The 25,639-nt window shown below is 67.5% G+C and carries 23 protein-coding genes and 1 tRNA gene; 12 read left to right on the top strand and 12 right to left on the bottom strand.

Features of this window, described 5'->3' with window-relative positions; translation table 11 throughout:
• Positions 1-18: 18 nt before the first annotated feature.
• From OB2597_RS12845 to OB2597_RS12810, 8 genes are all read right to left on the bottom strand, one after another.
• The gene (locus OB2597_RS12845) at positions 19-1,998 is read right to left on the bottom strand and encodes a hemolysin-type calcium-binding protein (RefSeq protein WP_009806007.1); all 1,980 of its coding nucleotides are present in this window, start codon (positions 1,996-1,998) and stop codon (positions 19-21) included.
• Between the two features lie 257 nt (positions 1,999-2,255).
• Positions 2,256-2,657, bottom strand: a complete 402-nt coding sequence (locus tag OB2597_RS12840) for a Na+/H+ antiporter subunit G (RefSeq protein WP_009806006.1) — start codon at positions 2,655-2,657, stop codon at positions 2,256-2,258.
• Between the two features lie 7 nt (positions 2,658-2,664).
• Positions 2,665-2,934 (bottom strand): K+/H+ antiporter subunit F, encoded by a 270-nt coding sequence (locus OB2597_RS12835; RefSeq protein ID WP_009806005.1) that lies wholly within the window; start codon positions 2,932-2,934, stop codon positions 2,665-2,667.
• Positions 2,931-3,422, bottom strand: a complete 492-nt coding sequence (locus OB2597_RS12830; RefSeq protein WP_009806004.1) for a Na+/H+ antiporter subunit E — start codon at positions 3,420-3,422, stop codon at positions 2,931-2,933. The genes OB2597_RS12835 and OB2597_RS12830 overlap by 4 nt, the downstream gene beginning before the upstream one ends.
• Positions 3,419-4,960: a monovalent cation/H+ antiporter subunit D gene (locus tag OB2597_RS12825; protein WP_009806003.1), complete on the bottom strand. Its 1,542-nt coding sequence runs from the start codon at positions 4,958-4,960 to the stop codon at positions 3,419-3,421. Before OB2597_RS12825 ends, OB2597_RS12830 begins: the two co-directional genes overlap by 4 nt.
• The gene (locus OB2597_RS12820) at positions 4,957-5,337 is read right to left on the bottom strand and encodes a Na+/H+ antiporter subunit C (RefSeq protein ID WP_009806002.1); all 381 of its coding nucleotides are present in this window, start codon (positions 5,335-5,337) and stop codon (positions 4,957-4,959) included. Before OB2597_RS12820 ends, OB2597_RS12825 begins: the two co-directional genes overlap by 4 nt.
• Position 5,338: 1 nt before the next feature.
• Complete coding sequence (locus tag OB2597_RS12815; protein WP_009806001.1) at positions 5,339-8,203, bottom strand: monovalent cation/H+ antiporter subunit A; 2,865 nt, start codon at positions 8,201-8,203, stop codon at positions 5,339-5,341.
• Between the two features lie 239 nt (positions 8,204-8,442).
• Positions 8,443-9,459, bottom strand: a complete 1,017-nt coding sequence (locus OB2597_RS12810; RefSeq protein WP_009806000.1) for a LacI family DNA-binding transcriptional regulator — start codon at positions 9,457-9,459, stop codon at positions 8,443-8,445.
• A gap of 114 nt (positions 9,460-9,573) precedes the next feature.
• On the opposite strand from OB2597_RS12810, the gene OB2597_RS12805 reads away from it, so the two are divergent.
• Genes OB2597_RS12805 through OB2597_RS12770 form a run of 8 tightly spaced genes read left to right on the top strand, consistent with a single transcriptional unit; the run spans position 9,574 to position 17,878 of the window.
• Positions 9,574-10,632 (top strand): sugar phosphate isomerase/epimerase family protein, encoded by a 1,059-nt coding sequence (locus OB2597_RS12805; protein WP_009805999.1) that lies wholly within the window; start codon positions 9,574-9,576, stop codon positions 10,630-10,632.
• A 1-nt stretch (position 10,633) separates the two neighbouring features.
• Positions 10,634-11,764, top strand: coding sequence for a Gfo/Idh/MocA family protein (locus OB2597_RS12800; RefSeq protein WP_009805998.1), 1,131 nt, complete (start codon positions 10,634-10,636; stop codon positions 11,762-11,764).
• The gene (locus OB2597_RS12795; protein WP_009805997.1) at positions 11,761-12,609 is read left to right on the top strand and encodes a sugar phosphate isomerase/epimerase family protein; all 849 of its coding nucleotides are present in this window, start codon (positions 11,761-11,763) and stop codon (positions 12,607-12,609) included. The genes OB2597_RS12800 and OB2597_RS12795 overlap by 4 nt, the downstream gene beginning before the upstream one ends.
• The gene (locus OB2597_RS12790; protein WP_009805996.1) at positions 12,606-14,117 is read left to right on the top strand and encodes a sugar ABC transporter ATP-binding protein; all 1,512 of its coding nucleotides are present in this window, start codon (positions 12,606-12,608) and stop codon (positions 14,115-14,117) included. Before OB2597_RS12795 ends, OB2597_RS12790 begins: the two co-directional genes overlap by 4 nt.
• A complete protein-coding gene (locus tag OB2597_RS12785; protein ID WP_009805995.1) occupies positions 14,114-15,100 on the top strand; it encodes an ABC transporter permease in 987 nt (328 codons plus the stop codon). Before OB2597_RS12790 ends, OB2597_RS12785 begins: the two co-directional genes overlap by 4 nt.
• On the top strand, positions 15,097-16,083 hold the full coding sequence (locus OB2597_RS12780) for an ABC transporter permease (RefSeq protein WP_009805994.1): 987 nt from the start codon (positions 15,097-15,099) through the stop codon (positions 16,081-16,083). Before OB2597_RS12785 ends, OB2597_RS12780 begins: the two co-directional genes overlap by 4 nt.
• Before the next feature lie 42 nt (positions 16,084-16,125).
• Complete coding sequence (locus OB2597_RS12775; RefSeq protein WP_040609325.1) at positions 16,126-17,244, top strand: substrate-binding domain-containing protein; 1,119 nt, start codon at positions 16,126-16,128, stop codon at positions 17,242-17,244.
• Positions 17,245-17,263: 19 nt separating this feature from the next.
• Positions 17,264-17,878 (top strand): cupin domain-containing protein, encoded by a 615-nt coding sequence (locus OB2597_RS12770; RefSeq protein WP_009805992.1) that lies wholly within the window; start codon positions 17,264-17,266, stop codon positions 17,876-17,878.
• A 436-nt stretch (positions 17,879-18,314) separates the two neighbouring features.
• On the opposite strand, the gene OB2597_RS12765 is transcribed toward OB2597_RS12770, so the two are convergent.
• Positions 18,315-18,388, bottom strand: a tRNA-Cys gene (locus tag OB2597_RS12765).
• Positions 18,389-18,568: 180 nt separating this feature from the next.
• On the opposite strand from OB2597_RS12765, the gene OB2597_RS12760 reads away from it, so the two are divergent.
• The 3 genes from OB2597_RS12760 (at position 18,569) to OB2597_RS22295 (ending at position 22,075) form a co-directional block, all read left to right on the top strand.
• The gene (locus tag OB2597_RS12760; RefSeq protein WP_009805991.1) at positions 18,569-19,222 is read left to right on the top strand and encodes a protein-L-isoaspartate O-methyltransferase family protein; all 654 of its coding nucleotides are present in this window, start codon (positions 18,569-18,571) and stop codon (positions 19,220-19,222) included.
• A gap of 38 nt (positions 19,223-19,260) precedes the next feature.
• A complete protein-coding gene (locus OB2597_RS12755; protein ID WP_238529721.1) occupies positions 19,261-20,685 on the top strand; it encodes a TolC family outer membrane protein in 1,425 nt (474 codons plus the stop codon).
• A 73-nt stretch (positions 20,686-20,758) separates the two neighbouring features.
• On the top strand, positions 20,759-22,075 hold the full coding sequence (locus OB2597_RS22295; protein ID WP_009805989.1) for a hypothetical protein: 1,317 nt from the start codon (positions 20,759-20,761) through the stop codon (positions 22,073-22,075).
• A gap of 16 nt (positions 22,076-22,091) precedes the next feature.
• On the opposite strand, the gene OB2597_RS12745 is transcribed toward OB2597_RS22295, so the two are convergent.
• The gene (locus OB2597_RS12745) at positions 22,092-23,549 is read right to left on the bottom strand and encodes a cobyric acid synthase (RefSeq protein WP_009805988.1); all 1,458 of its coding nucleotides are present in this window, start codon (positions 23,547-23,549) and stop codon (positions 22,092-22,094) included.
• A gap of 87 nt (positions 23,550-23,636) precedes the next feature.
• The gene (locus tag OB2597_RS12740) at positions 23,637-23,957 is read right to left on the bottom strand and encodes a DUF6280 family protein (RefSeq protein WP_009805987.1); all 321 of its coding nucleotides are present in this window, start codon (positions 23,955-23,957) and stop codon (positions 23,637-23,639) included.
• Positions 23,958-24,171: 214 nt separating this feature from the next.
• Between OB2597_RS12740 and efp the strand changes: the two genes are divergently transcribed.
• Entirely contained in the window at positions 24,172-24,735 is a 564-nt protein-coding gene (efp, locus tag OB2597_RS12735; RefSeq protein WP_040609320.1) for an elongation factor P, read from the top strand.
• 123 nt (positions 24,736-24,858) lie between these two features.
• Here the strand turns inward: efp and ygfZ are convergent, their stop codons facing one another.
• A complete protein-coding gene (gene ygfZ / locus OB2597_RS12730; protein WP_009805985.1) occupies positions 24,859-25,614 on the bottom strand; it encodes a CAF17-like 4Fe-4S cluster assembly/insertion protein YgfZ in 756 nt (251 codons plus the stop codon).
• Positions 25,615-25,639: the final 25 nt, after the last annotated feature.

Genomic DNA, 25,639 nt, shown 5'->3' with positions numbered 1-25,639 from the left:
CGCCGAAGATGGCCGGGATCAGACCAGGAAGTCCGAACTGTCGATATCCGACGGCGACAGCGAGGCCCCGAAGAGGTGGATCGCGTCGGTCGAGACGCCGTTGAAGTAATCCAGCCGGACGCCCTGTGCGGTGTCGACCTCGGTAAAGCTGGCATGGGTCAGGCCCGAGCCGCGCAGGTCGATCTTGTCGTAATTGTCCTGCCAGTCGAGGATGAGGTCGCGGCCGAAGCCTGCGGCGTCGAAGACGAAGGTGTCGGCATTGCCGCCGCCCAGCAGGACATCGTTGCCGAGCCCGCCCTTGATCGTGTCCTCGCCGTAGAGCCCTTCCAGCCGGTTCGCCTGGTCATCGCCCGTCAACGTGTCGCCCGCGTTCGAGCCGACGACATTCTCGACGTTGACGAAGATGTCGCCCTCGGCCGCAAAACCCGAGCCGGTGCCGGCCGCGAGGTCGATCTGCACCGCCGAGGTGTTGGCATAGCGCACGGTGTCGATCCCCGCACCGCCGTCGATGCTGTCGGCGCCGGTTCCGGCGTTGATCGTGTCGTCTCCGTCGCCGCCCATGATCGTCGCGGCGCCGCCGTAGTCGATGATCGTATCGTTGCCGCCCGCACCCTCGATGATGGGGGCGGTGCCGCCGCCGACGAGGTCGTCACCGAAGGCGGAACCGATGATCCGCTCCATGTAGATCAGGACGTCGCCGTCGGCCGTGCCGCCAACACCCGTCCTGTGGATGCCGACCTCGATCGCCGATGCGCTGTCGCTGTAGTCGGCCGTGTCGATCCCGAGATGCCCGATCATCGTGTCGGCGCCGAGCCCGCCCTGGAAGACGTCGTCGCCGCCCAGCCCTTCGAAGCGGTTGGCATTGGCATCGCCCGTCAGGATGTCGGCATTCTGGCTGCCGACGAGGTTCTCGATGCCGCTGAAGGTGTCGCCCTCGGCTTCGCCGCCGGTCGCGGTATTGGTGGCGAGGTTGATGGTCACGGCCGCCGAGCCGGCATAGCGGGCGGTATCGATACCGGCGCCGCCGATCAGGTTGTCGGCCCCGCCGCCGCCGACGAGCGCGTCGTCGCCGTCACCGCCGTCGATCGTGTCCGCCCCGTCGTTGCCGAAGATGAGATCGGCGCCGCCGAGGCCGTTCAGCGTGTTGGCCAGGGTCGAGCCGATGATCGTGTCGGCGAAATTCGAGCCGATGGCGTGTTCGATGTTCGTCAGCACGTCGCCGTCGGACTGGCCGCCGACGCCCGCCGTGCCGCCGAGCGACAGGCGCATCGCGCCCGAGGCCGCGTTTTCGTAGGTGACCGTATCATCGCCTGCGCCGCCGTCCATGCTGTCGGAGCCGGAGCCGCCGTCGATCATGTCGTCGCCCGCACCGGCGTCGATCGTGTCGTTGCCCAAGTCGGCCTGGATGATATCGGCGAAGGAGGTGGCGACGAAATCGTCATCGCCGGTCGTGCCCTCGATGATGGGGACGCCGGAAGGATCGGTCTGCTGGCCGAACCAGACATGGTAGATCCGGCCGTTGTACTCGAGAGACGGGTCGTCGGACTGGATGACGCCGACGCCGATGGCGTTCCAGGTGGCGCTGCTCCAGGAGCCTTCGTTCATGATCACGCTGTTATGGCCCGGAGAGCCCTGCCAGCCGCTCAGCGCGGCTTCGATCGTGGCGAAGCCGGCGGCCGAGATCTCGTAGCCGCTGTCGGTATAGCTGGAGCCGATCCGGCTGGGCGCATCCCACATCACGGTGGGGTCGCGGTGATCGGAATAGTAGTAGGCGTCGGACCAGCTGTGCAGGTTGGCACCCTCGGGCAGGGTGACGTTCTGGGCCCAGATATTGTCATGGGTGTCCACCGCGTGACGGCCCGCGGTAGCAGACAGCCCCACGGACAGCGGAACCGCCGCCAGGCCTTCGGTGGCGCGGTAGTTCATCAGAAGGTGGTAGAGTTCGAGTTCGACCAGGTTGATCGAGTCGTGCGAAGTCGGCGCGTAAATATCGGTCAAAGTTGCTCTCTATTCTTTTGCAGACGCGTTTTTCGTCAACATAGGCGGATAAGCGGCCGTTTCAAAGTTGCATCGTCGTGCGGAAGGGCCGGACCGCGTGCCTTCGGCATGCGACACCCTACACCAGCCCGTCCGGACATGGATCTCACAGCTGCGTCAAACCGGGCGTGTGTCGATTGATCTGTTGAAAGTCCGTTGCGGATTTTTTCGCTGTTCGACCGTTCCCGTGCGGCGTGCGGCGGGACCGGCGGCGCGTCTCAATCCTGCGACGACCCCTGCTCGCCCGTGGTGGCCTCCGACGGGCCGGGGGCGTCGTCGTAGACGGACCAGCCGTACCGGCCTCCGGTCCCGGGCAGTTTCGTCCGGTCGGAATTGCGGATGATGTAGGCCTTGGCGATGAAGTTCGCCGTGATGGGCGCGGTGAGCAGCAGGAACAGCGTGATCAGCAGTTCATGGAACGACAGTGCGCCCTTCACGGCCAATGCGTGGATCATCGAGGCGATGAGCACGCTGCCGATGCCGAGCGTGGTGGCCTTGGTCGGGCCGTGGAGCCGTTGCATCGTGTCGCGCAGCTTGAGCAGCCCGTAGGAGCCGACGAGGCCGAAGACGCCGCCCAGGACGATGAAGATCGTGACGAGGATTTCCGCGGGATCGGTCATGGATGCCTCACTCGATGATGTCGCCGCGCAGGATGAAGCGGCAGTAGGCGACGGTTGAGACGAAGCCGACCATGGCCACAAGCATGGAGGCCTCGAAATAAACGGCCGTCCCCTCGCGCACGCCGTAGAGCACGAGCAGCGCGATCACGTTGATCACCATCGTGTCGAGTGCGAGGATGCGGTCGGCCGGGTTCGGGCCGACGGTGATCCGCCAGAGACAGAACAGAAGGCCCAGTCCGAAACAGGCGAAGGCGAATGTCAGGGCGATGTCGATCATTCGAATATCTCCTTCAGCGGACCTTCGTAGCGGCGCTTGATCTGGTCGCGGTCGCCCTCGGGGTCATCCGTATGCAGGCAGTGGACGAGGATGGCCCGTCCGTCTGCCGAGAGCATGGCCGAGACCGTGCCGGGTGTCATCGTGATGGTGCCGGCGAGCACGGTGATCGCCTCGGGCGAGGTCAACTCGAGCGGCACGGTGATCCAGCGCGAGCGGAAGGCATCGCGCGGTTTGAAAAGGATCATGATCGCCACCTGGACGTTGGCGACGATGATGTCCCACAGGACGATCAGGATGTACTTCACGGCCACCAGCGGGCGCCGCAGCGTCGGCCGGTTGGGCCAGTAGGGCGCGGTGACCATCGGCACGGCCAGCCCGAGAAGAAGGCCCAGCAGAAGGTTGCCCAGGGTGATCTTGTTCACCAGGCCGAGCCAGACGAGGGTGAGCATGATGCTCAGCAGCGGATGGGGGATGAGCCGTTGGATCATTTCAGTTCTGCATCCGTGTTCAGGACCGTGGAGATGTATCCCTCGCGGTCGAAGAGTTGCGCCGTGGTCCCTTCGAGATAGTTCATCAGCGGCCCCGCGAAGGCGGCGAGCAGCGCCAGGACGGCGACCGCCGCCATGGTCGGAGCCACCTGGGCCACGCCCGCGGGGCCCGGCGCCTCGGGCTCATCGGCGGGGCGGGGCGGGCGGACGGCGGCCCCGACGGCGGTGGATTTCCAGAACAGCATGCTGCCGGCCCGGGCGAAGCCCACGATGGTCATGAGCGACCCGACGAGCACGGCGCTCCAGGCCCAGGCGAGCGCGCCGGGGGCGCGCAGCGCGTCGAGCACCAGGAGCTTGCCCAGGAAGCCGCTGAGCGGCGGCATCCCGGCCATGCCGATGGCCGCGGCGAAGAACAGGGCCGCGAACAGCCCGTTCTGCACGGTCACGGGGCGGGCGCGCAGCCAGTCTTCGCGACGCCGGGCGAGGACGAGATCGGCCAGCAGGAACAGGGCGGCGGCGGCGAAGGTGGAATGCACGAGGTAATAGAGCGCCGCCGTCGTCGCCGCGGGTGAAAAGGCCGAGACGGCGACCATCAGCGTGCCCATGGAGCCCAGCACCGAAAAGGCGATCAGCGGCATCAGGCGCCGCGCGCCCAGCACGCCGATCGCGCCGATGGCGATGGTGACGATGGCGGCGGGAAAGAGCCAGTCGCCGGCCATCCCGTCCGTCGCCTCGATCCCCGGACCGAAGACCAGGGTGTGGACCCGCAGGATGGCGTAGGCCCCCACCTTGGTCATGATCGCGAAGAGCGCGGCCACCGGTGCCGGGGCGTTGGCATAGGTGCCCGGCAGCCAGAACTGGAGCGGGAAGAGTGCGGCCTTGAGCCCGAAGACGATCATCAGCAGCATCGCCGCCACGCGGACCAGAGCGGCCTCGCCTGGGGGGACCTCCTGCAGGCGCTGCGCGAGATCGGCGATGTTCAGCGTGCCGGTGGTGGAATAGAGCACCCCGAGCGCGAAGAGGAACAGCGTCGAGCCGGCAAGGTTGATGACCACGTATTGCAGCCCCGCCCGCATCCTCTCGGGGCCGCCGGAATGGATCATCAGCCCGTAGGAGGCGATGAGCAGGATCTCGAAGAAGACGAAGAGGTTGAAGATGTCGCCGGTCAAAAAGGCGCCGACGATCCCCATCAGCTGGAACTGGAAGAGGGCATGGAAATGCCGCCCCCGCGCGTCCCAGCCGGTGGCGACGGCATGGATCAGCACGAGCAGCGCCAGGACGGTGGTGATCAGGACCATCAGCGCCGAGAGCCGGTCCAGCACCAGCACAATGCCGAAGGGGGCCGGCCAGTCGCCGAGGTAGTAGACCTGCGGATCCCCTCCGGCCAGCACGAAGAGCCCGATCGCCATGGCGGTCAGGGCCACCGTGCCGGCCAGCGAGAAGACCCGCGCCAGCGTCATGTCGTGACGCATCACGAAACCGAGGATGGGGGCGAGAAGCGCCGGCAGGATGACCGGCGCGATGATCCAGTGGTTCATCGGGGCGTGCCTCCGTCGGTCGCGGCGTCGATCTCGGCCCCGTCGGCCTCGCTCTCGGTCATGTCGATCCGGTCGTCGTCGGTTTCGAGAAAGGCGCCGAGCGCGACCATCACCAGCACCGCCGTCATCCCGAAGGAGATCACGATCGCGGTCAGGACGAGGGCCTGGGGCAGGGGGTCCGTATAGCTCGCCTCGCCGTAGGGCGACAGGATCGGCGGCAGGTTGACCGACAGGCGGCCCGAGGCAAAGAGGAAGACGTTCACCGCGTAGGACAGCAGCGCGAGTCCGAGGATCGTCGCGAAGGCGCGCAGCCTGAGGATCAGATAGACGCCTGCGGCGGTCAGCGCGCCGACGGAACTGGCCACGATCATCTCCATGTCATTCCTCCTCCCTGAGCGCGCGGATGCGCGTCGAGGGGTCATAGTCCATCGGTTCGGGATTGACCGTTTCGCCGGCGTAGCGCGCGATGCGCGACAGGCTGTAGAGCATCAGCATCACCGCGCCCAGCACGGCGAGGAAGACGCCGAGGTCGAAAAGCATGGCCGTCGCCAGTTCGAATTCCTCGATCGGCGGGAAGTGATAGTAGTCGTAGCCGCTGGTCAGGAAGGGCTTGCCGCCGAGCCAGGCTCCGGCGCCGGTCAGTCCGGCGATCAGGACGCCCCAGCCGATCATCGAGTGGTACTCGATCCGCTGACGGGACTGGGTCCAGGCGAAGCCCGACGCCATGTACTGCATCAAGAGCGCGATCGACACGACCAGGCCCGCGACAAAGCCGCCGCCGGGTTCGTTGTGGCCCCGCAGGAAGATGAAGACGCCGACCATCAGCGCGATCGGCATCATCACCCGCGTGGCGATCACCGTCATCAGCGGGTGGCGGTCGCGCGAGCGGTCACGGGAATAGTCGGTGTTGCGCAGCTTGCGCGCCGCCGGTCCGTTCAGCAGCGCGTCCATCACCGCGTAGATGATGAGCCCGGCGATCCCCAGCACGATGATCTCGCCATAGGTGTCGTAGCCGCGGAAATCGACGAGGATCACGTTCACCACGTTGGTGCCGCCGCCGCCCTTGTAGGAATTCGCCAGGTGATAGTCCGAGATCGAGGCCGTGTCGCGCAGCAGGAACATCCAGGCCAGCGCGCCCACGCCGCCGCCCGCGCCGAGCGCGATGATCCCGTCGCGGATCCGGCGTCCGGCCGTGCTTTCGACCGGAGAGGCCTTGGGCATGTAGTGCAGCGCCAGAAGCAGGAGCATGATGGTCACCGTCTCGACCGAGATCTGGGTCAGCGCGAGATCCGGGGCGGAGAGGTAGACGAAGCCGAACGAGATGGTGAGGCCGATCACGCCGATGATGACGAGCGCCCGGAACCGATCCCTGTGGACCAGCACGACCGTTCCGGTGGCGACGAGCAGCATCACCCATCCGACCAGCACGACCGGCGGCACCGGCAGGAGGTCGCGCGTCGGCGCCGGCAGGCCGCTGCCGCTGAAGGCGATGTAGCCGAGCGCCAGCGTCGCCGCGACGAAGATCGCGAGATAGCGCGACATGGCGCCGTCATGGCTGCCCCCGGCGATGCGGCCCGAGAGGGAGACGGCCCCTCCGACGAGGCGGTCGAAGATCGCCTTGGCCTCGGGGCGGGGCGTCGCGATCCAGGCGCGGTCCAGCGGGCGGTGCAGCGCGAGCAGGACGAGGCCGCCCAGGATGGCGATCCCCGACATGAAGAGCGCCGGGGTGATCCCGTGCCAGATCTTGAGGTGGATGTCGGGCAGCACGCCGCCCGTCACCGCGCCCGCCGCCATCATCACGACCGGCTCGGCCAGGTGCGGCAGCACGCCGATCAGCACGACCAGCACGACCAGAAGGGCGGGGGCGGCCCACATGCCGAACGGCGGGTCATGCGGCTTGTGCGGATAGTCGTCGCGCACCGGGCCGAGGAAGACATGGGCCACGAAACGGAAGGAATAGGCGACGGAGAGCAGCGCGCCGAGCGTGGCGAGCACCGGCACCGCATAGTGGCTGCCGGCCCAATCGGTGTGCGAGGCTTCCTCGAGCATCATTTCCTTGGACAGGAACCCGTTCAGCAGCGGGATGCCGGCCATCGACAAAGCGGCCAGCGTGCCGATCACGAAGGTGACGGGCATCAGGGTCCGCAGCCCGCCGAGGCGTTTGATGTCGCGGGTATGCGCCTCGTGGTCGATGATGCCCGCGGTCATGAAGAGCGCGGCCTTGAAGGTCAGGTGGTTGATGATGTGAAACACCGCCACCAGGGCGGCCACGGGCGTGCCGAAGCCGAGAAGCATGGTCAGCAATCCCAGGTGGCTCACGGTCGAGAAGGCCAGCAGCGCCTTGAGATCATCCTTGAAGAGCGCGATCAGCGCGCCCAGGACCATGGTGATCAGGCCGGCGGTCGTGACGATGTAGAACCAGGCGTCGGTCCCGGCGAGCGCGGGCCACATGCGCGCCATCAGGAAGACGCCGGCCTTCACCATCGTGGCCGAGTGCAGGTAGGCCGAAACCGGCGTGGGCGCGGCCATGGCGTGCGGCAGCCAGAAGTGGAACGGGAACTGCGCCGACTTGGTGAAGGCGCCGAGCAGGATCAGGATCAGCGCGGGCAGATACCATTCCGAGGCCCGGATCCGGTCGCCCGCGGCCAGGATGTCGGTCAGGTTGTAGCTGCCCACGATATTGCCGAGGATCAGCATCCCGCCGATCATCGCGAGCCCGCCGGCGCCGGTCACGGCAAGAGCCATTCGCGCGCCCTGGCGTCCCTCGGGCAGGTGCTTCCAGTAGCCGATGAGCAGGAAGGACGAGAGCGAGGTCAGTTCCCAGAAAATCAGCAGAAGCAGGATGTTGTCGGACAGGACGATCCCCAGCATCGCGCCCTGGAAGAGCAGCAGATAGGTGTAGAACTGCCCCATCGGATCCTCGCCCGAGAGGTAGAACCGCGCGTAGAGCGTGATCAGCAGCCCGACGCCCAGGATCATGCAGGAGAAGAGCAGGCCGAGCCCGTCGAGGAAGAAGGAGGCGGACAGCCCGAGTTGGGGGATCCAGTCCAGCTCGGCGGTGATGACCTCGCCCTGCATGACCCGGGGGGCCAGCAGGATCAGCATGGTCAGGGCCAGCAGGGTCGGCAGCGCCGTGAAGACGGCGCAGGCGTTGCGGCCCGCGCGGATCATGAGCCCGGGCATGAGCGCTCCGGCGAACGGCAGCAATGCGATGACGATCAGCGAATAATGTTCTGCGCTCACGTATTCATTCCGTCCCTTGCAGTACTGCCCTGACACCCGGGCGGGTGCCGCCCCTCCGCATTCTTCCGGTGCGGTCCGCGTTTTCCGGCCCCTTCAGATCTCGGCTGGGAATCTGCTCCGGAACGCGAGCGACAGAGTATTGTTTTGTTACGGCTTCGCAACCACCTCTTCCCCGGCTCGCGACAATGTCGCAGGCGGTTTCGGTGCCGGGGACCGCTCTGCGGGGCGAGGGTGCCGGCTCATCCGGCGGACGGGGCGGCAGGCGGGGCGGCGGTCGAGGAGCGTTTCACCAGCCTTGCGGCGATGGGGGTGGCCGGAGGGAGGCTGCGCCGGAGCGTGCCCTCGCTCCCCTGCATCATCTGGGTGATCCGCCGTGCGGCGGCGCGCCCCATTTCCTTGCGGGGCTGGTGGATCGTGGTCAGCGAGGGCAGGAACCTGTCGGCAAAGTCGATGTCGTCGAACCCCATGACCGAGACTTCGCCCGGCACGTCGAAGCCCATGTGCACGCATTCCGAGATGAACCCCAGGGCGCATTCGTCGGAGGCGCAGAAGACGCCGGTCGGTCGGTCGCGCAGGCGGGACCAGCGGCGCGCGGCCTCGGCGCCGGCCTCGAGGGTGAAGTCGCCGGGCAGCACGATCCGTGCGAGATCGCGGCTTTCGGCGGTATCGAGAAACCCTTCGCGGCGGGTGAGGGCCAGGACGTTGTCCTCGGGGCCGCTGACGTGGAGCAGCGCGCGGTGTCCGAGATCGGCGAGGTGGTCGACCGCGAGGCCCGCCGCGGCCCGGTTGTCGATGCCGAGCCGGGGGGCGTCGTAGGCGTCGTTCCATTCGCTGAGCTGGACCAGCGGCAGGTGCCAGCCGTTCACCAGTTCGGGGTCGAGACTGCCGTCGAGCAGCACGATGCCGTCGGCGCGCCCGTCGTAGCCGAGCGACAGGAGCCTGTCGCGGCCGATGCGGCTGTCGCTGATCTGGACGGTGAGGCCGACGGCGCTGGCCTCTTCCTGGATGGCGGCGAAGATGCGGCTGAAGAAGGTGTTGGACAGGTTCGGCGCGAGGATGAGGATCGAGCGCGCCCGCCTCTGGCGCAGGTCGCGCGCCGCCGCGTTGATGCGGTAGCCGGTCGCCTTCACGGCCTCCATCACCTTGTCGCGGGTGGCCGGCCCCACGGTATCGGGCGAGGACAGCGCGCGGCTGACGGTTGCCGTGGATACCCCGGCAAGCGTTGCGACGTCCTTGATCCTGACCCTTGCCGACATGCCGCCTCCTGATCCTGCCTCCGGTTAATCGATTACATTTTTCATTGCAATCACGCCGTGAATCGGATGTAATCGATTTCAAGGTGCCGGGAGGACGGCGCCGCGGGAGGTTTCATGAAGACGATCAAGGGTCCGGCCCTGTTCCTGGCGCAGTTCGCCTCGGACGAGGCGCCGTTCAACGACTGGGATTCGATCACGAAATGGGCTGCCGAGTGCGGCTACGAGGGCGTGCAGGTGCCCAGCTGGGATGCGCGGCTGTTCGACATCGCGACCGCCGCGACTTCGCGCGATTACTGCGATACGTTCAAGGGCCGGGCGGCCGAGAACGGGATCGCCGTGACCGAACTTTCGGCGCATCTGCAGGGTCAGCTGGTGGCGGTCCACCCGGCCTATGACATCGCCTTCGACGGATTCGCAGATGCCTCGGTCCACGGGGATCCGAAAGCCCGGCAGGAATGGGCGGTGCAGCAGGTGCGGCAGGCGATAGACGCGTCGCGCAACCTCGGCCTCACGGCTCTCGCGGCCTTTTCCGGCGCGCTGGCCTGGCCCTATGTCTATCCCTGGCCGCAGCGGCCGCAGGGGCTGGTCGAGACCGCCTTCGACGAGCTTGCCGCGCGCTGGCGGCCGATCCTGGACCATGCCGAGGAGAGCGGCGTCGACATCTGCTACGAGATCCATCCGGGCGAGGATCTGCACGACGGCGTCAGCTTCGAGATGTTCCTCGACCGGGTGGATCAGCACCCGCGGGCGCGGATGCTCTACGATCCCTCGCACTACGTCCTGCAGTGCCTCGACTACATCGCCAACCTCGACGACTATGCCGAGAGGATCGGGATGTTCCACGTCAAGGACGCGGAGTTCAATCCGACCGGCAAGCAGGGCGTCTATGGGGGCTATCAGTCCTGGGCGAACCGGGCCGGCCGGTTCCGCAGTCTCGGCGACGGGCAGGTGGATTTCGGGCAGGTCTTCTCGAAGCTCACGACCATGGGCTTCGACGGCTGGGCCGTGGTCGAGTGGGAGTGCGCGCTGAAGCACCCCGAGGACGGCGCGCGCGAGGGGGCGCAATTCGTCCGCGACCACATCATCCGGGTCACGGAGAAGGCGTTCGACGATTTCGCGGATGGCGGGGCCGACGACGCGGCGAACCGCCGGATGCTTGGTTTGGGGGGCTGAGATGGCGGAGGCACCGATCAGGCTGGGAATGGTCGGCGGGGGCGGCGACGCCTTCATCGGCGGGGTGCACCGGATCGCCGCGCGGCTGGACGGACATTACACGCTTGTCGCCGGGGTGCTGAGTTCGACCCCCGAGAAGGCAAGGGCCAGCGCCGAGGCGCTCGGCCTGCCGCGCAGCTACGACACCTATGAGGACATGGCGCGAACCGAGGCCGATCGCGAGGACGGGATCGATGCGGTGGCCATCGTGACGCCGAACCACGTGCATGCGGCGGCGGCCATCGCCTTTCTCGAGCGGGGCATCCATGTCATCTGCGACAAGCCGCTGACATCGACCATGGAGGATGCGGAACGGCTGGCCGAGGCCGCCCGCGCCTCGGGTGCGCTCTTTGTTCTGACGCACAACTACACCGGGTATCCGGTAATCCGGCAGGCCCGGCAGATGATCGCCGAGGGCAAGCTGGGCAGCCTGCGGCTGATCAACGTGGAATACGTGCAGGACTGGCTGACCGGGGCCGCCGAGGGCAAGCAGGCGGAATGGCGGGTCGATCCCGCGCGGTCGGGGGCGGGCGGCTCTATCGGGGATATCGGGACCCATGCCTACAACCTCGCCTGTTTCGTATCGGGCCTGACGCTGGACCGGCTGGCCGCCGACCTCGACGCCTTCGGCGCGGGGCGGGAGCTGGACGACAATGCCCATGTCATGCTGCGCTGGCAGGGCGGGGCCAAGGGGATGCTCTGGTGCAGCCAGGTCGCGCCGGGGAACGAGAACGCGTTGCGCCTGCGGGTCTACGGGGACCGCGGCGGGCTCGACTGGTCGCAGGAAGAGCCGAACAGCCTGTGGTTCACCCCCTTCGGCGAACCCAAACGCCTGCTGACCCGCAACGGGGCCGGCGCGACCGAGGCGAACACCGCGACGAGCCGGGTGCCGGGCGGGCATCCCGAGGGCTATCTCGAGGCCTTCGCGACCATCTATTCCGAGGCGGCCCGCGCGATCCACGCGCAGCGGCGCGGAGAGCCCGTACCGGAAGACCTGCTTTATCCGACCATCGAGGACGGGCTGGACGGGATGCGGTTCGTCGCCGCCTGCGTGCGGTCCTCGGCGAACGACAGCGCCTGGGAGACGCCATGAAACTGGGGATCAACCTGCTCTGTCTCGGCGGGCATATCGAGGAAAGCCACCTGCCGCAGATCGAACGGATCGCCGCGATCGGCTTCGATCACGTCGAGGTGCCGGTGATGCGCGGCTCGCCCGACCATTACGCCTGGCTGGGCGATCGGCTTCACGCGATGGGGCTGGGGCGGGCGCAGACCTCAATCGTGCCCGAGCCCGCCGCCAATCCCCTGTCCGGGGATGCGGATGAGCGGCGGCGCGGGGGCGAGCACCTGAACTGGATTCAGGACTGCGCCGAGGCGCTCGGCTCCGAGACCATCGGCGGGCCGTTCCATGCGCCGATCGGCCATTTCACCGGCCAGGGCCCGACCCAGGCCGAGCTGGAGCGCGGGATCGAGGCGCACAGGGCCATGGCCGAACGGGCCGCGCGCAACGGGTATCTTCTGGCGCTGGAGCATCTCAACCGGTTCGAGACCTATTTCCTGAACACGATGGAGCAGGCCCGCGCCTATGCCGACCGGGTGGATCATCCGGCCTTCGGCATCATGTACGACACGTTCCACGCCAATATCGAGGAACAGGACCAGGCCGGGGCGATCCGTCACCTGGGCGACCGGATGCACGTGCTGCATGTCTCCGAAAACGACCGGGGCGTGCCGGGGCGCGGGCAAATCGACTTTGCCGCCGTCGCGGGCGCCGCCAAGGCCGCCGGCTTCGACGGCCATGTCGTGGTCGAGGCCTTCGGGGCGGGCGTGCCCGAGCTGGCCGCGGCCACCCGGGTCTGGCGGCCGCTCTTCCCTGATTTCGAGACGCTGTTCACCGAGGCGCACGACTTCATCCGCCGGACGTGGGAGGCCGCATGACGCCGCCGGTGATCGAGATGAAGGGCATCACCAAGAGCTTTCCCGGCGTCCGTGCGTTGGGCGACGTGAGTTTCGAGGTGCGTGCGGGCGAGGTCCAGGCGCTGGTCGGCGAGAACGGCGCGGGGAAATCGACGCTGATCAAGATCCTGTCGGGCGTCTATCACGCCGATGCGGGCGAGGTCCGGCTGAACGGCGAGGCGGTGCATTTCTCGCACCCGGTTGAGTCGCTGCATGCCGGGATCGCGGTGATCTACCAGGAGTTTTCGCTGCTGCCGGAACGGACGGTGGCGCAGAACCTCTTTCTCGGCCGCGAGCCGCGCACGCGGTTCGGGCTGATCGACGGAGCGAGGATGCGGGCCGAGGCGCGCGAGGTCCTGTCGCTTTTCGCCGCGGCCGGGCGGATCGACCCGGACCGGATGGTCGGCGAACTGGACGTCGCCACGCAGCAGGTGGTCGAGATCGCCAAGGCCGTCTCGACCGGGGCGCGGGTGGTGGTGATGGACGAGCCGACCGCCGCGCTGAACGAGGCGGAATGCGAAGAGCTTTTCACCACGGTCGACACGCTGCGCGAGCGCGGGGTCGCCATCATCTACATCACGCACCGCATGCGCGAGATCACCCGGCTGGCCGACCGCGTGACCGTACTCAAGGACGGCGAGGTCGCGGCGCGGTTCGACACGGTGCCCGCGCCCGAGGCCATCGTGCGCGCCATGGTGGGGCGCGACATCGCCGATTTCTACGCCCCGCCGGCCACGTCCGAGGAGATCGGAGAGCCGGTGCTGAGCGTGCGGGGGGCAGGCAACGACCGGCTGCACGACATCGGCCTCGACGTGCGGGCGGGCGAGATCGTGGGCCTTGCCGGGATCCAGGGCGCGGGCCGGGTCGCGCTGGCCATGGCGCTCTTCGGAGAGAGCCCGTTCGACCGGGGCGAGGTCACCCTGAACGGCGGGACGGTGGACTTCCGGTCGCCGCGCGCGGCGATCACCGGCGGGGTCGGGCTTTTGCCCGGCGACCGCAAGGGCGAAGGTCTGGTGCTGATGCAGTCGGTCCGCGACAACGGGATGCTGACCTCGCGCGCCTTCGCGCCGCTGTGGTCGAGCGACCGGCGCAACACTCGTGCGGACACGACGCGCATGGACGAACTGCTGGATCACATGGAGATCCGCGCGGCCTCGTACGATCAGGACATCCGCGCGCTCTCGGGCGGCAACCAGCAGAAGGCGATTGTCGCGCGCTGGCTTTCGATGCGGCCGAAACTGCTGATCTTCATCGAGCCGACGCGCGGCATCGACGTGAACTCCAAGGCCGGGATCTATCACCTGATGCGCGATCTCGCGCGCGAGGGGGCGGGGATCCTGATGATCTCGTCCGACCTGCCCGAGGTGATCGGTGCGGCCGACCGGGTGCTCGTCATGCAGCAGGGGCGGATCGTCGCCGAATTTCCCCATGGCGCGAGCGAGCAGGACATCATGCACGCCGCCACCGAAGAGCGGGAGGTGGCCGCATGAGCATCGCCGAGGACGCAGCGCCGCGCAAACCCGGCTTCCGCTTCGAACGCTGGGCGCCCCTGATCCTGCTGGTGGGGGCGTTCGCGATCTACGTCGGGATCGCCCTCGGGACCGACCAGGCGCAGTACCTGACCTTCGACAACCTGATCGCCATCCTGGGCCGCTCGATCGCGCTCGGGATCACGGCCATCGGGCAGACCTTCGTGATCCTCGTCGCCTCGATCGACCTGAGCGTGGCCAGCCTCATCTCGGCCACCGCCGTTCTCGCTTCGGTGGTCATGGACGGGTCGCCGGCGATGATCCTGCCCGCCATCCTCGCCGCGCTGGTGCTGGGGGCGGTGGTGGGGCTGACCAACGGGCTGGTGGTGAGCGGGCTCAAGGTGAACCCGCTGATCGCGACGCTCGGCATGAGCCTGATCATCCAGGGTTGCCTGTCGGCCTTCGTGTCGAATTTCGCGGGCGAGGTTCCGGCGGCCTTCCAGGTCTTCGCCTATGGCGAGATCGGGCCGTTTCCGTTGGCGCTGATCTTTCTCTTGGCGCTTGCGGTGCTGGCCTGGGCGGTGCTGCGGTTCACCAAGTTCGGGTCGGACATCTACGCCGTCGGCGGCAATGAGGAGGCGGCGCGCTTTGCCGGGATCAAGACCGGGCGGATCGTGGTGCTCAGCCATGTCATCTGCTCGGTCTGCGCGGCCATCGCGGGGCTCTACCTGGCATCGCGCCTGCGCTCGGGGGCGCCGTGGATCGGGGCCGACGGGGTCTACGACCTCGAAAGCATCGCGGTGGTGGTGATCGGCGGCACCGTCCTGGCCGGCGGACGCGGCGGGGTCTGGGGAACCATGGCCGGGATGCTGATCTTCTCGCTCATCGATTCGGTCTTCAACATCGCCGGCGTCGACAGCTTCGCCAAACAGGTGCTGCGCGGGATCATCATCGTCGCCGCCGTCGCCTTCTACGCCATCCGTTCGAAGAGGATCGTGGCATGACCGACCGGGCCGACCCGTCCGGCGCGAGAGAGCGCCGCCGACTGCCCCAGATCAACCCGGTCTGGGTGCTGCTGGCCGCGCTGATCGCCGCCATCATCTTCATGAATCCGGGGTTCGTCGAGCCGACGGGCTACATGAACTTCCTCAAGCGCGCGGCGCCGCTGGCAATCCTGGCGGCCGGTCAGGTCTATGTCATCACCTCGGGCGGCTTCGATCTCTCGGTCGGCTCTCTGATCACGCTGGTCGTGGTGGGATCGTCGATGCTGACCAACAACGATCCGGCCGCGACCTACTGGGTCGTCCCGGTGATGCTGGGCATCGGCGTCGGGGTCGGGGCGATCAACGGGCTGATCGTGTGTTTCCTGCGTGTTCCGTCGCTGATCGCGACGCTGGGCATGATGATCACGCTGAACGGCCTGGCCTTCCTGTGGTCCGGCGGGGCGCCGCGCGGCTACCTGCCCGACACGTTCCGGTTCTTCGGGCGCGAGCTGATACGGGACGTGCCCCTCGTCCGGTTCATCCCGGTCTCGGTCATCGTGCTCGTCGTCGTGGTCGGGCTGTTCGCCTGGCTGATGCACCGCACGAACCTGGGACGGCAAGTCCATGCGATCGGGGACAATCCGGTCGCGGCCCGGCTGGCCGGTGTCGCCGTGAACCGGGTGCGCATCACCGCCTTCGTCCTCTCGGGCCTGTCCGGGGCCATCGCCGGGATCCTACTGGGCGGTTTCGCCGGCGTGTCCACCGATGTCGGCACCGGATATGAGCTTCAGGCGATCACCGCCGCGGTGCTGGGCGGCGCGCAGCTGCTGGGCGGGCGCGGTTCTGTCCCGGCCGCCTTCGGCGGCGCGCTGGCGCTTACCGCAATCTTCACGCTTTTGAACTTCCTCGGCCTGCCGCAACCCGTCCGGCAGGTGGTGCAGGGGCTTATCCTCATCGCGGCCGTCGCGCTGGCCATGCACCGAAGGAAACAGACGGGAACCTGAGGGGCGCGCGCCAGGCGGCCCCCCATCACTAGGGAGAGAGTAATGAAACATCTACTGTTGGCGACCGGAGCGCTGGCCCTCGGCCTTGCGCCCCTCCACGCCCAGAACTTCGACGATCCGGAAGAATTCGCAAAGCAGCAGGAGCAGCTTCAGGCCGAGTCCATGGGGCCCGAGGGCCAGCCCTGGGTCCAGCACATCGGCGGCGACATGGTCGAGACCGCCGATCTGGGAATCGAGGGCCCGGCGACGGTGTGCTTTTCGAACGCGGGGGTGAACAACCCCTGGCGCGTCGTGGGCTACACGAACATGACCGAGGAGGTCGAGAACCACGACTCGATCGGCGAGTTCATCCACGTCGACGCCGAGGGCTCCGACGACAAGCAGATCGCCGATATCGACGACCTGTTGGCGGGCGGTGACTGCGACGTGATGATCGTGTCGCCCAACACCACCGCCGCGCTGACCCCGGCCGTGGAACGCGCCTGCGAGGCGATGCCGGTCATCGTCTTCGACCGCGGCGTCAACACCGACTGCCCGGTGACCTTCATCCACCCGGTCGGCGGCTACGGCTTCGGCATCCAGGGCGCCGAGTTCATCGTCGACAACGTCGAGGAAGGCGCCAACGTGCTGATGCTGCGCATCCTGCCGGGGGTCGACGTGCTCGAGACGCGCTATTCCGCAGGTCGCCGCATCTTGGACGAGGCGGGCATGAACATCGTCGGGGCCGAGTTCACCGACGGCGACAACGCCAAGACCAAGTCGATCGTCGAGGACTATCTGATGCGCGGCGACATCGACGCGGTGTGGATGGATGCGGGCGCCACGGCCGTCGCCGCCATCGAGGCCTTCGAGGATTCCGGGTACGACATTCCGGTCTTCGTCGGCGAGGACCAGCAGGACTTCCTCCGCAAGTGGCAGGACAAGGGGCTGACCGCCATCGCACCCACCTATCCGACCTACCAGTGGCGCACGGCGGTGATCGCCGCCGCCCGCGTCATCGAGGGCGAAGCGCTCCCGGGGCCGGAATGGGTTCTGCCGCAGCCGGCGATCACGCAGGAGAACCTGGACGAATACGTCAACCCGGCGATGCCGCCGCTGCACTATGCGATGTGCGGTTGCGAGGACATGGCCAACTATCCCGAAGCCTGGGGTGGCAACTGAGTTGACAGGAGGGGGCGGCGTGAGCCGCCCCTTTCATGTCGGGAAGGACCGGACGAGGGAGGACGACGAAATGACCGGGACGATCGAGGAACACCAGTCGATGCCGCGGGGGCGCGTGCCCAACAGCCGCTATCCGCTTCTGATCCACCGCGGCGGCGTGCCGGGCGGCGGCATGGATGCGGTGCGGACGCGCTTTCAGGAGAACGGCTGGCTCAACAACTGGAACTATCCGGGGATCTACCTGTACCACCATTTCCACTCTACGAGCCACGAATGCCTCGGCGTGGCCGAGGGCTGGATGGAACTCGAGCTGTTCGGCAAGGGCGGGACCAAGGTCCGCGTGGAGGCCGGGGACGTGGTGGTGATGCCCGCGGGGGTATCCCACGCCATGATCGGCAACTCCGAGGATGTCATGGTGGTCGGCGGCTACCCCGAGGGACGCGACTGGGACAACATCCAGGAGGAGTTCGTCAGCGAGGCGGATTTCCGTGCCGCGGCCAAGCTCATCATGTCCCTGCCCATCCCGGCGAGCGACCCGGTGACCGGCAGTCCCCTGAGCCGGTGGCGCGACGCGCCCTCGTCGGTGGATGCCGGCTGGAACGACTTTCGCGACGGTCTCGACGCGACCGGGTGAGCGGCCTGTGCGGCTCCCCGGCGGGCCCGAGCAGTGTTCTCGGGCCCGGGCGCTCCCGGGCCTCACAATGTGAACGGGGCCGTCGTGGTGCGACAGCCGTCCGCCGGCCAGCAGGTCACGCTGCGGTCGATTGCGTCCGCGCATCACCTGGAGGTCGATTGCGCCCAGAACGGTGCCCGTGCTTGCGGGCTTCGGGACTTCGATAGGACCGTTTTGATATCGCGATCCCTGCCTCGGCGCTTGCCGAGGTCGTGTCGCCTCGTCTGGCTTCCGTTGCTTCTTATCCGCGGGCGCGCTGAACAAGCGGCCTCTTTGCCTGAGGTTAAGGTGAGGATCGGTTTTGTCCAGCGAGCAGAGCAAAAACGGAATGTTCAGGCAATTGCTAGGACTGGCCCGGCCGCGTCCACTCTGCGTCCGCCAGGTCATTGAAACCGTTTGGAGGCGAGTACCGGAATCGAACCGGTGTACACGGATTTGCAATCCGCTGCGTCACCACTCCGCCAACTCGCCTCGGAACGGTCCGCGTGGACTAGCCTATCTGGCCGCCTCCTGCAAGCGTCAAGGCGCAAGGCTGCAACGTTTGGGAAAATAGTGGCGGGGCGGCAAAGCTTTGGCCTTGCCAGACGTTGCCGGAAAGGGTGACTTGTGGCAAAAAGCTTTCCAACGCAATTCCGAACGGGCCAGTTCAGCATGACCGACTTCGCCGCGCGCCGCACCATGATGGTGGACAACCAGATCCGTCCCGCGGATGTCACCAAATTCCCCATCATCGAGGCCATGCTCGCCGTCCCGCGCGAGGCCTTCGTGCCCGCCGACAAGCGCGACGCGGCCTATCTCGGCGAGAATATCGACCTCGGTCAGGGGCGGGTCCTGCTGGACCCGCGGACACTGGCCAAGATGCTGGACGCGCTGGACATCCATGCGGACGAACTGGTGCTCGACATCGGGACGGGCACGGGATACTCGGCCGCCGTCGCCGCGCGTCTGGCCGAGGCGGTGATCGCGCTCGAAGAGGACGAGGCGCTGATCTCGGACGGGAATGCCGCGCTGACCTCCGAGGGGGCGGACAATGTCGTCCTTCACGAGGGCCCCCTGTCCGAAGGCGCGGCCACGCACGGACCCTATGACGTGATCATGATCCAGGGCGCGGTGGAGCATCTTCCCGAGGGCGTGACCGATCAGCTCAAGGAGGGCGGGCGCATCGCGGTGCTCTTTGCGGAAGGGCACCTCGGGGTGGTCCGGATCGGATACAGGATCGACGGCAGGATCAACTGGCGGTTCGCCTTCAACGCGGGCGCGCCGGTCCTGCCGGGATTCGAGCGACATCAGGCGTTCACGCTCTAGAACAGAACGGCCGGCAAACGGCAGAAAAGGGCAGGCAGATGAGCAGATCGATGACAACCCTCCGGATGGCAGTGGCGACGCTGGCTCTGGCGGCCGGCGCGGCTCTGGTGCCGGTCAAGGCCGCGGCGGAAACGCTCGCGGATGCGCTGGCCTCGGCCTACAAGCATTCGGGGCTGCTGGAGCAGAACCGGGCGCTGCTTCGCGCCGCCGACGAGGACGTCGCGCAGGCGCTCTCGCAGCTTCGTCCGATCGTGTCCTGGACGGCGAACCTGACCAGCAACTTCGGCGCTTCCTCTTCCGCGGCGACGGGGTTCAATCTGGTGAACTCCCGCTCGGCGTCCGCCTCGATCGGGCTGACCGCCGAGATGCTGATCTACGATGGCGGCCGGACGAACCTGGGCGTCGAAATCGCCAAGGAAACCGTTCTCGCGACCCGCGAGGGGCTGACTTCGATCGAACAGCAGGTGCTGCTGCGGGCGGCGGTCGCCTACCTGAACGTGCGGCGCACATCCGAATTCGTGGCGCTGCGTCAGAACAACCTGCGCCTGATCACGCAGGAACTGCGCGCGGCCCGCGACCGGTTCGAGGTGGGCGAAGTCACGCGTACCGACGTCTCGCTTGCCGAAGCCCGTCTGGCCGCCGCGAAATCCGGCCTGGCCGCGGCCCAGGGCGACCTGGCGCAGGCGCAGCTGGAATACCTGGCCGCCGTGGGGCACAGGCCCGGCCGCCTGACGCCCTCGGGCGCGCTGCACCGCCTGCCGCACTCGCTCGAGGCGGCGAGCGCGACCGCCCTGCGACAGCATCCCGACATGGCTCAGGCCCGGCGCCAGGTCACCATATCCGAGCTGCGGGTCGATCTGGCCGATGCGGGGCTGAGCCCGACGGTTTCGGCGACGGCCACGCTCGGGTTGAACGACACGCTCGGCACGGGGGCTCATGGGCGGTCCGCTTCGATCGGTCTGGCGGGGCGCCAGACGATCTATGCCGGCGGGCGGCTCAGTTCGCTGCAGCGCCAGGCGATGCAGAACCGCGATGCGAGCCGCGCGAACCTGCACGTGGTGTCGCACCAGATTCGTCAGAACGTCGGCAATGCGCTGGCCACGCTGCAGGTCGCCCGATCCTCGATCGAGGCAAGCCAGCAGCAGGTCCGCGCCGCGCAGGTCGCGTTCCGCGGCATCCGCGAGGAAGCCACGCTTGGCGCGCGGACGACGCTGGACGTGCTGAACGCCGAGCAGGAGCTGCTCGACGCACGCGCCAGCCTGATCTCGGCGCAGGTTGACGAACTCAGCGCAGGCTATAGCCTGCTCGCAGCGATGGGAGAACTCACCGCTCAGAACCTGGAGCTCAAGGTCAGAATCTACGACCCGGCAGGCTATTATAACTTGGTAAAGGATGCCCCGGCGGGCCTGAGCGAACAGGGGCGGAAGCTTGACCGCGTCCTGCGTCGCATCGGAAAAGACTAAAATCCGCCGCATCCATTGAGTGGAAACCCCTCTGGCGTTACCCTGACACCGAGGCATTGGCAGCTGGAATGAGATGGCAGATTCTGTAACCAACGTGCAGATCGAGGATGTCCTGTCCTCCATCAGAAAACTCGTTTCCGAAGAAGTACGGGCGCAGTCGCGCGAAACGGCGAACCAGCCCAGGCGGCCGGACCGTCCGGCCGCGCCGGCGGCCGACGACCGGCTGATCCTGACGCCGTCACTGCGTGTCACGCCGCAGACCGCGGCCGAGGAGACCGGGGACGACGAGGGCGAGGCCGGGTTCATCCATGCCGAATCCGACGACGCGCCCGAGAGGGAGGCCGACCTTCTCAACCTGATGGAGCGTGTGCGCGCGGCGGGCGACCGACATTCTCGGATCGAGGCCAACCGCCCCACCGGAATCGCCCCCGTCCGGGACCCGGCGACCGAGGCGCGCGACGCCGGTTCGCCGGATATCGCCATCGAGGCCGCGCTGGCGGCCCTGGGCGTGGCGCGCGATGCGGACCCGGACGCACCCGAAGCGGATGCCCCCGATCCGACTCTCCTGCCGGCGTCCGAAGCGGCCGAACCCGACGCCCTCACCGGCGAGGCCGAGAGCGACGAGAGGGAGGCCTCCGTCGCCCCGGCGGAAGAGGAACTCGACGAGGGAATCGCGGTGTCCAGAGGCGCCATCCCCACGCCGCCCGAGACGGGCGAGGACGTGGTGCCGACATTCCTGCGGCACCGGGGCGTGACCTCGCTGGGACAGCGCGTGGCCGAGGTGGAAGCGGTCGTATCGACCAGCGGCGGCGAATGGGAACCCGAAGCGGACGAGATCTCGGACGCGGCGCCGCAAAGGCTCGACCCCGCGCCGGCCTGGGATGACGAGGATGAGGACGAGGCGCAGGCGGACGCTCTTGCGGCCGAGACGTGGCAGACTGACCCGACCGCACTTTCCGCTGACGAGGCCTGGGCGGTCGATCCCATAGACGACGCGGATATCGCCGCCATGGCCGACGCGAGTCTTCGGGCCGTGACCCCGCTTGCGGCGGTGAAGCCCGAGCGGGACATCGAGGACCGGGATGCCGGAGTCGAGGATGCCGAAACGGCTGATGCGGATGCCGCGCGTGACGTTGCCAGCGTCGCCGAGGCCGAAGACCGGGACCCGCCCGAGGACGATTTCGACGACGCCGCCTTTGACGAGGCGGGGCGGAACGCCCTGACGGCCGAGGACACGGCCGTTCTGGACGAAGAGATGCTGCGCGACCTGGTGGCCGAGATCGTCCGGCAGGAGCTGCAGGGCGCCTTGGGCGAGCGGATCACGCGCAACGTCCGCAAGCTCGTGCGCCGCGAAATCCACCGCGCGCTCTCCGCTCAGGACTTTTCGTGATCGCAGGACCGGTCGGCTATCGGGTCACCGTGGCCGCCAGCCCGAACAACCGATCCAGATCGACGTGACGGCCCAGGTGGGCCGCAAGCCGGTCGAGGACCTCTTCGACGCCGGTCTCGTAGCTCAGGTCCGACCGCCCGCCCATGCGCCGCAGATCGTGCGCGCGAAAGGGGTCGGAGGCGTAGAGCCCGTGAAGATAACAGCCGCGCACCCGGCCGTCGGCCGATTGCGCCCCTTCGGGGCGGTCGCCGATCCGCAGCCACGCGCGGTCGCAGTCCGGCCCGGACGTCGACCCCAGATGGATCTCGTAGCCCGAAACCGCTTCGCCGCTGTCGCAATGGCGCGCGTCGCTCAGGCGGACCCGTTTGGCGGGTGACATGACCGTCTCGATATCGAGCAGCCCGAGGCCCGGCCAGCGGCCCGGTCGCCCCTCGATCCCGTCCGGGTCCTCGATCCATCGGCCCAGCATCTGGTATCCGCCGCAGAGGCCCAGCACATGCCCGCCGCGCCGGACATGGGCCGCGAGGTCGATGTCCCATCCCTGCGCGCGGAAGGCCTCGAGATCCGCGACCGTCGTCTTGGAGCCGGGGATGAGCACGAGGTTCGCGTCGCCGGGCAGGGGGCGCCCCGGTTCGATGATCTCGACCGTGACGCCGGGTTCCGACGACAGCGGATCGAGATCGTCGAAATTGGCGATCCGGCCCAGCCGGGGCACGGCGATTTTGAAGGCGCCGCCCGTGGGGCCGGAGGCCAGGTCCAGGACATCTTCGGCCGGCAGTTTCCACGCATCCGCGAACCAGGGGACGAGGCCGAGCGCCGCCCAGCCGGTCCGGTCCGCGATGATCCTCATCCCCTCGTCGAAAAGATCGGGATCGCCGCGGAAACGGTTCACCAGAAAGCCCTTGATCCGCGCGGCATCAGAGGGGCAGAGCACGGCCTGCGTCCCGACAAGCTGCGCGATGACACCGCCCCGGTCGATGTCCCCGGTCAGCACGACCGGCACCTGCGCGGCCTCGGCAAAACCCATGTTGGCGATGTCCCCGGCGCGCAGATTGATCTCGGCGGGGCTGCCCGCGCCTTCGACGAGCACAAGGTCGACGCCCTCGGCCAGGCGGTGGAAACTGTCGAGAACTCCGGCGAGCAGGACGGGCTTCTCGCGGGTATAGTCGCGGGCCGAGAGGGTGGCGTGGCGGCGGCCCTGCAGGATCACCTGCGCGCCTGTGTCGGTCTCAGGCTTGAGGAGCACCGGGTTCATGTCGGTCTGCGGTTGCCGCCGCGCCGCGCGGGCCTGCAGCGCCTGGGCGCGCCCGATCTCGCCCCCGTCCAGCGTGACGGCGGCGTTGTTGGACATGTTCTGCGCCTTGAACGGGGCCACGCGCAGGCCGCGGTCGGCAAAGGCCCGGGCCAGGCCCGCCACCAGCAGCGACTTGCCGACGTTCGAGCCGGTGCCCTGGATCATGATGGCGCGTGCCATGGTCGTTCCCGATGCTGTCCCTGCCGGCACAGGACCACAAAAAAACACGCCCCGGAAGGGCGCGTCTTTTGCCGTGTCGCGCGAAGATCAGGCCGCGTCGGCCTGTTCCGCCGCGTGACGACGTTCGCTTTCCTCGCGGGACAGCGCGACCGAGGTCCGGACGCCGCGGGAGACGAACTCCATCAGGCCCGAGACGACACGTTCGTTCGGATCGATCCCGGCACAGCTCAGAACTTCGCGGCCGTCGCGCGACCGCGCCCAACGGGCGATCTGTTCCGGACCGTTGCCGTATTTCTTGTCATCGGCAATGGCATCGTCGAGAGCAGCCAGAACCACGGCGGCGAAGAGTTTGCGCGACCGGTTCCCCTGTTCGTTGTTGAATGCCGTACCGTCAACGAAATCTTTCATGTTTCGACCTTTGTTATTGCTCTTGCAGTTTCGGGCGTGGCGCCTTTTATGGCGAAATTGTGTCGATTCGGGTGGGCTACTTTCTCAACCCTGCTATGCACACACCGCATATCGCCTCCAGAGCATTGCAACTTGGCCGATCCCTTGTCAGGAACCGGAGCGCCAGATATAGGACCGCCCTGAAGGCGATCAACCCGAATAGGCGGAGTCTTGCATGCCAAAGATTAACGGAAACGAAATTCGGCCCGGAAACGTGATCGAACACAACGGAGGGCTCTGGGCCGCCGTCAAAGTCGACCATGTCAAGCCGGGGAAGGGCGGCGCCTTCGCCCAGGTCGAGCTGCGCAACCTCCGCAACGGCTCGAAGCTGAACGAACGCTTCCGCTCGGCCGACAAGGTCGAACGGGTGCGGCTCGAGCAGAAGGACCAGCAGTTTCTCTATGAAAGCGACGGCATGCTCGTCTTCATGGATACCGAGACGTACGAACAGATCGAGCTTCCGGCGGATCTGCTGGGCGAACGCCGGCCCTTTTTGCAGGACGGGATGACGATCGTGGTCGAATTCTACGAAAGCGAGGCGCTGAACGCGACCCTGCCGCAGAAGGTCACCTGCAAGGTGGTCGAGACCGAGCCGGTCGTGAAGGGCCAGACCGCGGCCAACAGTTTCAAGCCGGCCATTCTGGACAACGGGGTCAAGGTGATGGTGCCGCCGTTCGTGGGCACCGACGAGGACATCATCGTCAACACCGAGACGATGGATTATTCGGAACGCGCCTGACCGGCAGAGGGGGCCCGGCCTGCGGACCGGCGTCGGCCGTTCGAACGGCCCGCGACTTTGCACCGGTTGCATGGCTTGTGACGTAGGGGAAGCCGGCCGCGCCCGCAGCGGCCTGTTCCCGGTCTAGTCCCGCGCGGTCCCGGCAGGCGTGACCCGCGCCTCGCCGGCTGTCATCCCGGGCGCGAGCCGGTCGAAACGCGCGTAAGCGATCGCCTGTCCGTCCGACTGGGTGTAGAGGATGCCGACCTTCTTGCCCTCGCGCTCGATCTCGGTCCCGGCCGGAGCGGCCCCTTCGACATCGACGCGGATCAGCCCCTTGCGCAGCTCGGTCTTGTGCTTCATCCGCGCGGTCACCTCCTGCCCGACATAGCAACCCTTGCGGAAATCGACGCCGTTCAGCCGGTCGAATCCGGCCTCCAGGATATAGGTCTCGGGCCCCAGCTCGATCCCGCTTTCCGGGATGACCCCGGCCACACGGATGGCGGCGAAATCCGTGCCGTCATCGCCGTCGCTCTCGCCGTAGAGCCGCCAGCCGAGCGAGGGGTGCCGCGGATCGGCCACGGCGCCCTCCGGCGCGGCTCCGGTCCCGCGTCGGACCTTGATCCCGGTCGGCTCGATCCGCACGTCCGCGCGCAGCCGGTACATGTTCAGGCGCTGGACCAGCGGGTCGGCAAAGGCCTCGGCCACGTCGACAAGCAACGCCTCGCCGTCCTGCAGCACGAGGAAATCGGCGATCAGTTTGCCCTGCGGCGTCAGCAGGGCGGCATAGACCGGCCCCTCGCTCAGCCTGTCGAGGTCGTTGGTGACGAGGTTCTGGAGGAAGTCGAACGTGTCGCTGCCGCCGACCCGTATCACGCGTCTTTCGTTTTCGCTTGTCATGGTCCTGCTCTCTCCCCATGGCTAT

It is taken from the genome of Pseudooceanicola batsensis HTCC2597 (assembly GCF_000152725.1).
Lineage (GTDB): Bacteria > Pseudomonadota > Alphaproteobacteria > Rhodobacterales > Rhodobacteraceae > Pseudooceanicola > Pseudooceanicola batsensis.
Note: the sequence above shows the minus strand (reverse complement) of the source record. Positions and strands in the feature narration are given on the sequence as shown.